The organism is Pseudomonas xionganensis (genome assembly GCF_009763245.1).
GTDB classification, from domain to species: domain Bacteria; phylum Pseudomonadota; class Gammaproteobacteria; order Pseudomonadales; family Pseudomonadaceae; genus Aquipseudomonas; species Aquipseudomonas xionganensis.
Genome location: NZ_WKJZ01000001.1, coordinates 352,681 through 364,034, shown reverse-complemented (window position 1 = coordinate 364,034; position 11,354 = coordinate 352,681). Strand labels below are relative to the sequence as shown.

The window sequence follows — 11,354 nt, the reverse complement described above, 5'->3', positions numbered from 1 at the left end:
CGTACAAAGCCTAGGGCATGCCCATTACAGAATCTGCTCCTGCGCCTCCTCGGGCAGCTGCGGGTCCACCTGCAGCCAGGACAGGCGTCTCTGCACCCAGATATGCCGATCGGCCGGGGCCTGCTCGGGATGGTCGAGCGTCGCCACGCTGATATCCAGGCTGTGCGGACTGAGCTGGCTGAACAGGGTCAGCTGGGCGCCGCAGTTGGGGCAGAAGCTGCGCAGGCAGGTGGCGGTCGAGGCATAGCTGTGCGGCGTGCCGCTCAGCCACTGAAAGCTGGCCAGGGGCACGGTGAGCCAGGTGGTGAGAATGCCACCGGTAGTGCGCCGGCAGTCGCTGCAGTGGCAGTGGGCAATATCGCTCAGTGGTGCGCCGAACTGGTAGCGCAGCTGGCCACAGTGACAGCCACCACTATGAACTGGATGCATAACCGGTCCTCCTGAGATTTCCCCAGCCTAGGGTCTGTTGCCATTTCATTCACGGCCGCGCCGGAGCCAGTTTTTGCGCGAGGCAAGGCACGAGACACGAAGTTTGGTTGTTCCAAATGAGTGTCGAGAAACGCAGTATCGCGCAAAAACTAGCCCGGCCCCTCGGGTTGCGCGGGAAATGGCCCCCGCTGTTGTTGCATGACTTGGCAAGGGAATAACCATTACCCGCGTCCTGCGCCTAACCGGGGGCCATTTCTCGCGGCAACGCGGCTCGCGATGAAACGGCAACAGACCCTAACCGGTTGCCAGCCTTGCGTCGTCAACCTGTGCTGCCCAAGATAGGCGCTGATCTCTGGGCGGAAATTGCCATGCTGGAGTTGTTACTGGCCCTGTGGCCACTGTTTGCCTTGATCGTGGCCGGCTATCTGTTGCGCCGCGCCGATTTTCCCAGCGAGGCTTTCTGGCCGGGGGCCGAGCGGCTCAACTACTTTGTCCTGTTCCCCGCGCTGCTGTTCAGCAGCCTGGCCATGGCGCCGCTGGACAACCCGGCCCTGCCGCGCCTGGCCCTGGCGGTTGGCCTGGGTCTGGGGCTGGCCTGGCTGGCCCTGCTGCTGGTGCGCCGTATGTGCGGTTGGCCGGCGGGGCGTTTTGGCGCCTTTACCCAGGGCACCCTGCGTTTCAATACCTACCTGGGCCTGGCGGCGGTGGGCAGTCTGTATGGGGCGCCGGGCCTGGGGCTGGCCGCGCTGTTGCTGGCGCTGATGGTGCCGGCGGTCAACCTGCTGTCGGTCTGGTCCCTGACCGCCGAGCGTGGGGTCAGCGCGCGCAGCCTGCTGCTGCCGATCATCAAGAATCCCTTGATTCTGGCCTGCCTGGCAGGCGCGCTGGTCAACCTCTGCGGCCTGGGCTTGCCGGGTGGCACGGATCGCCTGCTCGCTCTGCTGGCCGCTGCCAGCCTGCCCCTGGGGCTGCTGTGCGTGGGTGCTGCACTCAAACCAGAACAGTTGCGCGGCGAGGTATCGGCCCTGGGTATCAGCAGTGCCATACGCCTGCTGGGCATGCCGCTGCTGGCCGGGTTGGTCGCCCACGCTCTGCAATTGCCGGCTCTGGAAAGCAGCGTGCTGGTGCTGTTCTTTGCCTTGCCCACGGCCCCCACTGCCTATGTGCTGACTCGTCAGTTAGGCGGCGACAGTCAGCTGATGGCCGGCATCATCACCCTGCAGACACTATTGGCGGCCGTCAGCCTGCCCCTGCTACTGAGGTGGCTCGGCTGAAGCGGTGTCCATGCTCTGCAGGTACTCATCAATCAGCCGCTGGTAGCGCCCACTGTCCTGCAGGGCGCGCAGCCCGTGGTCAAAGGTTTCGATCAGCTGCGGCCCGTACGGGTGGCTGCGCGGTACGATCAGGTGCAGGGTGCTGTTGCTGATGGCACGCTCGGAGCGCCGCAAACGGCTCGTGTCCACCGCGGCCAGGCGCAGCGCGGCATCTCCCAGGCGTCGATCGGAAATAAAGAAATCATCGCGCCCCAGCAACAGCAGGCGCACACACTCCTTGAGTCCTGTCGGTGAGTGGCGGGTCAACAGGCCCTGGTCGAGCATGTCCTGCAGCACCTTGGGTGGCGCCCAGCCCAGGGGATAACAGAGGCGCCGTCCCTGCAGGCTGGCTGGATCGTCAATTTCTATGGGGTCATCGGCGCGGCTGAAGATATGTTGCTCGGCAATAAACAGGGGCGCGGAATAAAGGTAAACCTGCTCGCGCTGTGGGGTCTTGATATAGGGAAAGGTGGCGTCGAACTCACCCTGCAGAGTTTTCAGATAGCCACGATTCCAGGGGCGCCAATGCATGTTGTAGGGCCGACTCTGCGCCTGCAGAGCGGCCTCAACCACCTGGGTCAGCATGCCGCCACCGGGCAGGTCTTGCCCGGTAAAAGGTGCGTAATCATCGCCGGTAACCAGGCGCAGGCTGGCCGCCTGGAGCGGCAGGCACAGCAGGGTAAGCAAGAGGATCGATGGAAGACGCACGGGCCAATCTCCATGGCGCCTGAGTCACTGGGGCTGTGCTGCAGTGTAGATGCTGGCACCTGGGTGCTGTGCAGTTTTAATCGAACAGCCCCAATTGCGTTAGGTCCGCGTGTGCTGCCCGGCTCAGGGGCGCGGTCGCCTGGGCCAGGCGCTCAGCCAAACCCGCCGCCCGCTCGGCACGGGTGGCCACGGCTTCGCTTAAGCGTGGCGGCAATGCCCAGATTTCCACCTTGTGTTTGGCCCGGGTGATGCCTGTGTAGAACAGGCTGCGCGTCAGCAATGGGCTGGGTTGTTCGGGCAGCACCAGCAGCACTTCGGCAAATTCCGAGCCCTGGCTCTTATGCACGGTCATGGCGAAGGCGCTGTCGTGGCTGGGCAGGCGCGCCGGGGCGAAGGGGCGGTAACCGTCCTCGCCTTCAAAGAACACGCGCAGGCCGTACTCGGTGTGCAGACAGATGCCGATATCGCCATTGAACAGACCGAGTGCGTAGTCGTTCTGCCGCACCATCACCGGCCGGCCGATATACCAGCGCTCGCGCACAGGCACCTGGCTGCGGCGCTTGATCCGCGCCTCCAGGGCTTCGTTGATGCCGGCCACGCCCCAGGCACCTTCGCGCTGGGCGCAGAGGGCGCGGAAGGTATTGAACGCGGCGAAGGCTGCCGCCGGATCGGCGCTTTTGGCGGCTGTCACATAAGGCGCATAGCCCTGATCCAGGCGCTCCAGCAGCTCGTTGGGCGTCGGCGCGGCATTCCAGGCCAGGTCGTGGCGATCTTCCTTGAGCAGGCCCAAGGTTCCAGCGACATCGCCGCCATTGATCCGCCGCGCCAGTTCACCAATGCCGCTGTCGCCGGCAAAACGGTGGCTGTGGGTCAGCAGCACCACGGCATCGCCCAGTTGCGAAGTCGGCTGGCTGACCGGCACTTGCTGGCCGGTGATGCGTTGCAGCTCACCAGCAGCCTGAGCGTCGAAGCCACGGCCCTCGCAGAGTTCGGCGAATACCGCCCCGGCTTCCACGGCGCACAGCTGGTCCTTGTCACCGAGCAGAATCAGCCGCGCCGTCGGCGGCAGGGCGTCGAGCAGCTTGGCCATCAGCGCCAGATCGACCATCGACGCTTCGTCCACCACCAGCACATCCAGTGCCAGCGGGTTGGCCGCGTGATGACGCACCTGCGGGCTGTCGCCGCGGTTGCCGAGCAGACGGTGCAGGGTGCGTGCCTCATCGGGCAGCGCCGCCTTGATCGTCTCGCTGACCGGCAATTCGGCCTTGGCATTACGGATCGCTTCAGCCATTCGCGCTGCGGCCTTGCCCGTAGGCGCGGCCAGGCCGATGGCCAGATGCTCGCAGCCGGGCTGCTCAAGCAATGCAGCCAGCAGGCGCACCACGGTGGTGGTCTTGCCCGTACCGGGCCCGCCGGAGATCACCGCCAACTTGCGCCGCACCGCTTGCGCGGCGGCCAGGCGCTGCCAGTCGGGTTGCTGTTGGTTAAAGGCAAATAGTCGGGTCAGGCTTTCACTAAGCTGGGCTTCATCCACCTCGGGGCGGTCGGCGGCGCGCTGCAGCAACTGTTCGGCCAGCTGACGCTCGTAGGCCTGGTAGCGCGCGAGATAGAGGCGGCCGTGCGCGAGGATCAGCGGTTTGAAAGCCCCCTCAGCACCGACCAACGGCGACACCTGCAACTGCGCCTGCCAGTCCGCTAGTTTCGGCAGATTGAAGGCATGTTCCGGCCAGGGCCGCTGCCCGGCCAGGCGCGCCAACGGCAGGCACACATCGCCCTTGTCCAGCGCCATGCACAGCAGCGCCGCCGAGGCCAAGACCACAGGCGACGCCTGCGGGTCGAGACGCTGCAGGCTGGCGACCAGGGCACGTTCCAATGGGCCGAGGGGTAGATCGGCAAGCGTCATAGTCCACTCCCGTAGGGTGGATGACGCTTCACCCATCCACCGTTAGCCGTGGTGGATGAAAACAGCGTCATCCACCCAACGCAACATATCCCCGCCGGATCACCCAACAACATCAGCGCCCCTCCGCAAACAGGTTATCCAGCGCATCCAGCAGGCCATCGCCGGGCCGCGAGAAGTACACACCGGCCTCCGGCATGCCGCGCAGAAACAGGTAGTAGGCGCCGCCCAGCTGCTCATTCTGGAAGTCGTCCAGGCGCTGACGCAGAAAGCGCCGCAGCGCCACCAGGTAGATCAGGTATTGCAGGTAGTAGTGCTCGGCGGCCAGGGCCTGTAGCAGGCGTTCACCGCCGTAGTAGCTGGCGTCCGGGCCAAGCCAGTTGGACTTGTAGTCGGCGATATACCAGCGGCCGTCGTGTTCGAAGGTCAGGTCGATAAAGCCCTTGAGAAAACCCTTGAGGCTGTCGAACTCCAGTCGCGCCGCCGCCTCGCGCATCGGTGCCGCCAGGCCATGGGCCGGGTCGCAGAGAATGGCGCGCAGGCGCTGCACATCCAGCCCGGCCAGGGGGAAGGTAAAGCCCAGCTCCGGCAGGCGCCGCGCCGGATTGAGCGCAGCCAATGTCAGGCCCTGGCCATCCAGATCGGTATCCAGCACCTGTTGCAGCTGCTGCTGGGCGATCGCTTGCCAGTCGCTGCTAATGCCGTGGCCGCTCAGCCCCGGTTCGATCAGCTCATTTAGCGGCGCCTTGCCCCGTGCCCAGTCTTCCAGGATGGCGTGCAGGCAGGTGCCGGCCCGGGCGCCACGGGGGAAGGCGAAAAAGCCCGTGCCCGGCTCGCTGGCATCCGGCAGCACCAGGCCGTCGCGGTCCGGGGCCTCCATATGCATGCCGGCCGCAAGGCCCGAAAAGCTGCCGATACGCCAGGCGCTGTGCAGGCTGCGCTGCAATGTGGCGAGTTGCTGCGGCGCCGGGGCGCGTTGCTCGCCGGCGGCGCTGGCCTCGGTTGCACGCAGGGGCTGGAGGGTCATCTGACCCTGGCTGCTGGCGACCAGCTGCTCGATTTCGGCCCGCAGCCCCTGCGGACTCAGGTTTTGCAGGTGGCCGGCCAGTTCGGCCATGGCATCCTCACCGGGCAATGCGCGGCCGTGCAGCAGCCAGGCCAGGGCGCTGCTATGCAGGCCCTCGGGTTTGAGCGATCCATCGGTCTTTGGTTTGCAGTCCACCGGGCCCCAGTGCAGCCACAGGCGGTCGCGGGCGCGGGTCAGGGCGACGTAGGTCAGGCGCAGTTTCTCGGCGAAACGCTCATGACGAGCGCGTTCGCGGTGTGTGTCGAGCTGCTCGCTGCCTAGGTCCAGCAGCGGCGTGCCATCGTCGGAGTGACAAGAGATGTCCTCGTGCTGACGCAGCAGCGCGCCGTCCCACAGATAGGGGCAGAACACCAGGGGGTATTCCAGGCCCTTGGAGGTGTGGATGGTGACGATCTGCACCCGCTCGGCATCGCTTTCCAAACGCAGCAAGGCGTCTTCGCCATGGGCCTCGGCGCTGCGCTGGGCGTTGAACCAGGCGAGTAGCTGCTCCAGGCCGGGGCGTTGCAGGCTTTCGGTTTGCAGCAGTTCGGCCAGGTGCAGCAGGTTGGTCAGACGGCGCTCGCCATCGACCAGCGCCAGCAGCCGCTGGGCCACCTGTTGCTCATCCAGCCAGGCGCGGAAGGCGCGCATAAAACCTTGTTGTTGCCAGAGTTGGTGGTAGCGCTCGGCGGCTTCGCGCTCGCGGTCCCAGGCTTGGGCATCCTCGCTGCAGGCGGCCAGATCGGCAGCGCTGCGACCCAGCAGGCGGCTGGCCAGGGCATAACGCAACGCACCCTCGCGGCCCGGCTCGGCGTAAGCGGCCAGCACAGCGGACAGCTCATTGGCCTCTTCGCTGTGCCAGACGTTCTCCTTGCCGCGGCGCACGCTGGGCACGCCACGGGCGGCCAGCTCGGCAGCCACTTCGCCAGCCTGACGGTGACTGGCGACCAGCACGGCGATATCCCCGCCTTTAAGCGGGGTGCGCGTGCCGTCTTGCTCAAAATACGCCTCGCCACGGCTGCTGGCGCTTAGCACCGCCGCGATGCGCCGCGCCGTATCCTGTGCCACCAGCACGCCGGCCTCGCCCTTGCCCAGGTAATCGTTATCCAGCCAGACCAGCGCCAGCGGCGCGTCGGTTTCATCCTCAACACGCGGCAACACCAACTGCGCCCGCGCCTTGCTGCTGGCCCCGACCTGCTGATAGGCCAGGCCCGGCTCGGCAAAGGGCATGGGCCGGTCGAACAGCTGATTCAGTGCGGCGATCAGCTCGGGGGTGGAGCGGTGGTTGGTGGCCAGGCTGTATTGCCGCGCGGCTTCGCTGCGGGCTTTTAAATACGTGGCCAGATCCGCGCCACGGAAGGCGTAGATGGCCTGCTTGGGGTCGCCGACAAAACACAGATCGCCAGCGTCTTGATAGATACGATGAAACACCCGGTACTGCACCGGGTCGGTGTCCTGAAACTCGTCGATCAGCGCCACCGGATACTGTGTGCGCAGGGTGCTTGCCAGGTGCTCGCCGCCCTCACCCTGCAAGGCCTGCTGCAGTTTGTTGAGCAGGTCATCGAAGGCCAGCAAGCGTTGCGCCGCCTTGCACGCGGGCAGTTGCTCGTTGAGCTGATGGATCAAACGCACCTGCAGATCGATCAGGCGTTGCTCGGCTTCGGGTTGCGCCGCATCGAGGGCATCGCAAAGTTCCTGTAGCGAAGCGGCCAGCGGATTGGCCGGGGCTTCGCAGCCCTTTTTGCTGGCCTTGTTCAGCCCTTCGCGGGCCAACCGGCGGTGTGCTTCGGTTTTGCTGAACAACGCGGCGGCATCGCTGAAATAACCGTCCAGCTCGGCCTGCCAGACGCCCAGCTTGGCCGGGTTGCACATATTGCTCTTAAAGCCGTCGAAGGCTTTGAGCTGCGCCAGCCAGGCACCACTTTCACTCAGCCAGAGCCGCTGCGCCTGTTGCCAGGCGGCGCGCAGGGCGCCCATCTCGCTGCTGGCACCGGGCTGTGGCTCGATACGCAGATAGGGCTTGCCCAAGTGATTGCGCAAACGCTGGCGCAGAACCTGCGGGGTGATCTTCTGCTGCACCAGAAAGGCCGCCCATTCCGGCTCGGCGCTGGCCAGCTCGTGGCGCCACAGGTCGGCGAGCAGGGCGTCGATAATCTCGCGGTCGTCCTGGGTCAGCTCGTTATCGAAATCGCCCCCCGCTTCGAACGCGGCGTCCTGCAGGGCGCGCTGGCAGAAGCCGTGGATGGTGAAGATCGCCGCCTCATCGAAGCCATGCACCGCCAGCAGCAAGCGCCGATGGCTGGCGGCATCCGGGTACTGGGCGTGCAGGTCGTTGAGCAAGGCGTCGTCGCCCGGCCCCTGTTCATACACCACCAGCAACTCGGCCAGGCGCTTGCGGATACGCTCGCGCAGCTCGGCAGTGGCGGCAGTGGTAAAGGTCACCACCAGAATCTGGCTGACGCTGAGCTGCTTCTCCAGCAACAGACGCGCGTACAACGCGGTCAGGGTCCAGGTCTTGCCGGTGCCGGCGCTGGCCTCGATCAGCGAGCGGCCGGTGAAGCTGTCTTGCAGCAGGTTCAGGCTGGCGCTGCTCATGCTTCGTCCTCGTCACTGCCTTGCAGGGCATCCAGCGCTGGGCCGTAAAGCTGTTCGGCCAGCGCTTCAAAGCGTTCATCCAGCGGCTCACGGTCACGGAAGGCCAGGGCATTCCAGGGGTCCTGGCCTTCGCCGGTCATATAGTCATTGCCTTGCCACATCACCCGCGCTTCGCTGCGGGCGGCGTCAAGCGGCTCCTTGCGCCCAGGGTTGCGCCACTTGCGGGCAAAACCGTGGCTGCACTTGGCGAACAACGGCAGCGGCTCGCACAGGGCGCTTTTGTACGCCTCCAGCCAGGGCAACAGCAGCCCTCGGGCATCGGCCAGCGGTCCCAGCCGCCACTCGCTTTTCGGCGAGAGCAGTCGGCTGTCGCGATTGATACCAGGCGTGGCGGCGCAGTTAAGCAGCAGATGACGCAGCCAGAACGGCGCGAGCTCCCAGGCCCCCAGGTCGCGCAGGCGGTAGTCGAACAGGCCGGCGCTGGTCACCCCATCCAACCAGCCATGGATGCGTACGCCGGCCAGTTCCAGGTCCACCAGCAGCGGCTGCGGCGCATCCTCCGGGCGTTCGTCGAACAGGGTCGGGGCGAAGGCGCGGATCGGCCCGCGTATCTGCCCCCAATGCGCCTGACCCAGCTCGCCCACAGGCAGCCAGCCGGAGGCGGCGGCCACGGCGCGCTCCTGGCGCTCGCTCCAGCCGTTTTCGATGGCCTGCAAGGCCAGCTGGCGCAGGCCGTGCTGGCTGGTCCACTCGACGCTAAAGGGCTCGTCGCCAGCCAGGGTTTCTTCTGTCTGCGCCAGGCGCAGGCCGAGGCGCTGTTCCAGCAGGTAGCGCGCCGGGTGTTTAAAACAGTGGATCAGCTGACTGGGTTCGATGGTCAACCAGTCCGCATCCGGCTCTTCAAGGCGGCTGGCAAAGGGCTGCGGCGGCTCCACCGCCTGGCTTAGGCGCTGCGCCGCGCGGAACCAGGGCGCGGCAAAGCCGGCCTGCCGGTTGCCTGCGAAGTTGCCGGGGGCGAAGGGCTGCAGTGGATGATGGTGGGTGATGTAAGCGCTGGCTTTGTGCTCTGCGTAAGGCGCGATAGCCGTCAGGTCGACCACATCCAGCAATTCGCTGACCAACACCGAAGGCGGCAGCTCGGCATTGCTGCGCGGATCGCGGCCGACGTAGCTGAGGTATAGGCCGCCACGGGCCGAGAGCAGGGTTTCCAGCAGCAGGTAACGGTCATCCAGACGCCGCGCGCGGTCGCCACGCCGGGGCTTCTGGCTGATCAGGTCGAAACCGGCGGCTGGGGTACGCCGTGGCAACGCGCCGTCGTCCAGGCCGAGCAGGCAGACCAGGCGAAACGGCAGGCTGCGCATCGGCACCATGGTGCAGAAGGTCACCGCGCCGGTGAGAAAACCCGAGGCCGCACTGCCCTGCTCCAATGCGCTGGTCAGTTGCTGACGGATCAGCGCCAGCTCGATTGGTCGCTCGATCCCGGACGCCTGCGCCTGTTCCTTAAGCGCCGCACAGGCCTTGGACAGCAGCAACAGGGTGTCGCCGGCCTCGCGCTCATCGAACAGCAGGTCGATCAGCCCTTGCAGGCTGTCCGCCCACTCGGCCAATGATCGCGGCTTTTGCAGGCTCTGGGCCAGGGCGGCCAGGCGCTCGACAAAACCGGCCAGGCGCCCGAGTAGCTGGGCGCGGCCCCCTTCCAGCGCATCCAGCGGCCAGCTATCGCCCAGCAGTGGCGCGGCCTGGCCAGCCAGTTGCGGCGGTGCGGCAAAGCCCAGCAGCAGGCGATCCAGGCCCTGACGCCAGGTAAAGGCGGCGTCTGCCGGCAGGCCCAGCTGCGCGCGGTGGCTTTCATCGCGGCCCCAGCGCACCCCGGCGTCGCGCAGCCAGTCGCGCAGCAGGGGTAGGTCTTCTGCTTCGATACCGGCGCGAGTGGCGATGGCCGGCTGCTCCAGCCAGGTGAGTATTTCCTCGGCGGCAAAGCGGCTGTCCGGCAGCGCCAGCAGGTTGAGAAAGGCTTCGATCAGGGGGATTTCTGCACGCAGGCTGCGGTCGGCCAGGCTAAAGGGAATCCGTGGTACGCCTTCGCGCGGCGCAAACACCGCTTCGATATAGGGCGCGTAACGCTCGATATCCGGGGTCAGCACCACCACCTGGTCCGGGGTCAGCGCGGGTTCGGCGGCAAAGCGGGCGAGCAGCTGGTCATGCAGGATTTCCACCTCGCGCAGCGGCGAGTGAGCAACGTGCAGCTCCAGCGAGCGGTCGTCCTCGCGCAGCAGCAAACGCTCGTCGGCGCTGCGGGTACGCAGGCGCAGGATGTCGTTCTGCAGCGCCTGCAGCAGACTGGCGTCATGCAGGTCTTCATCTTCGGAATACAGGCCGATTTCCTGGCTGCCCTCGCTGGACGCCAGGCTGAACAGACTGTCGAAAAAGTCGCGGCCCTGCTTACCCAGGCTCGCCAATAACGGGTGGCCGACATCCAGATACCAATCGTCCGGACTGAGTTCAGGCTGCCTGGCTAACTCACGAATATCGCGAATCTCGCCCCAGGCCTCGCGGCAGGGGTTGAGGGCGAAGATGATCACCTGGGTGTGCCGCGCCAGGCCTTCCAGCACGCGCATATGGTGCGGCGGCAGCGAGCTGATGCCGAACACCAGCAAGCGCTCGGGCAGCCCGGCGATGGGCGTGGCGTCATACAGGCGGGTGAGCAGTTCTTCCAGCAGGCGCGCGCGGTGCGGGTGGCCGTCTTTGGTCAGTTCACGCCAGAGCAGCGCCTGCCAGGCCTCGTCCGGGCCGAGGTCGAGCAGCTGGTTGCGTTCCCAGGCGGCCAGCCAGTCGTCGCGATACAGCAGGTATTGGTCGAATACGTCGGCGATCTTCACGGCCAGTGACAGCCTTCGGCGTTCATCACCACCGTCCAGGTAATGCGCCAGGCGCGGTGCCTCACTCAGGTGAGCGGGCTCGCACAGCCAGTCATACAGGCGCCAGCTCAAACTGCTGGGACTGAACGCCGACTGCTCCGGCAGTTGCCCCAGGCACAGGCGCGAGAGATCCCAGACAAACCTGGCCGGCAGCTGCACCTCCAGCTGCATGGCGATGCCCTGCTTGCGCGCCAGCTCCAGGGTCAGCCAGCGCCCCATGCCCTGGCTCGGCACCACTACCAGGGCCGGGGCGAAGGGGTCATGCATGGGGGTGGCGAGCAGGCGGGTGGCCAGCTCACCGAGGGTTTCCAGGTCGGGGGCGTGATAAAGATTGAGCATGGTCAGTAGAGCGTCCTGTGCGAGGTGCTAGGTTAGCATGCGGCTTTAGTACGACAGCCTGTGTCGTACAGCAGCTGCTAGGCTCA

6 protein-coding genes are annotated in these 11,354 nt (G+C 66.1%); 1 reads left to right on the top strand and 5 read right to left on the bottom strand.

Annotated elements, in window-relative coordinates:
* Positions 1-24: 24 nt before the first annotated feature.
* The gene (locus tag GJV18_RS01640) at positions 25-429 is read right to left on the bottom strand and encodes a GFA family protein (protein ID WP_160342984.1); all 405 of its coding nucleotides are present in this window, start codon (positions 427-429) and stop codon (positions 25-27) included.
* Positions 430-797: 368 nt separating this feature from the next.
* Here GJV18_RS01640 and GJV18_RS01635 point away from each other — a divergent pair, with 368 nt between their 5' ends.
* Complete coding sequence (locus GJV18_RS01635) at positions 798-1,703, top strand: AEC family transporter (RefSeq protein WP_160342983.1); 906 nt, start codon at positions 798-800, stop codon at positions 1,701-1,703.
* On the opposite strand, the gene GJV18_RS01630 is transcribed toward GJV18_RS01635, so the two are convergent.
* The 4 genes from GJV18_RS01630 to recC all read right to left on the bottom strand — a co-directional run bounded on the left by GJV18_RS01630 (position 1,683) and on the right by recC (position 11,268).
* Positions 1,683-2,450, bottom strand: a complete 768-nt coding sequence (locus GJV18_RS01630) for a substrate-binding periplasmic protein (RefSeq protein ID WP_160342982.1) — start codon at positions 2,448-2,450, stop codon at positions 1,683-1,685. The two genes, GJV18_RS01635 and GJV18_RS01630, sit on opposite strands and share 21 nt — an antisense overlap.
* A gap of 76 nt (positions 2,451-2,526) precedes the next feature.
* A complete protein-coding gene (recD, locus tag GJV18_RS01625; protein ID WP_160342981.1) occupies positions 2,527-4,353 on the bottom strand; it encodes an exodeoxyribonuclease V subunit alpha in 1,827 nt (608 codons plus the stop codon).
* A gap of 112 nt (positions 4,354-4,465) precedes the next feature.
* Positions 4,466-8,011: an exodeoxyribonuclease V subunit beta gene (gene recB, locus GJV18_RS01620; protein WP_160342980.1), complete on the bottom strand. Its 3,546-nt coding sequence runs from the start codon at positions 8,009-8,011 to the stop codon at positions 4,466-4,468.
* The gene (gene recC, locus GJV18_RS01615) at positions 8,008-11,268 is read right to left on the bottom strand and encodes an exodeoxyribonuclease V subunit gamma (protein WP_160342979.1); all 3,261 of its coding nucleotides are present in this window, start codon (positions 11,266-11,268) and stop codon (positions 8,008-8,010) included. Before recC ends, recB begins: the two co-directional genes overlap by 4 nt.
* Positions 11,269-11,354 lie beyond the last annotated feature (86 nt).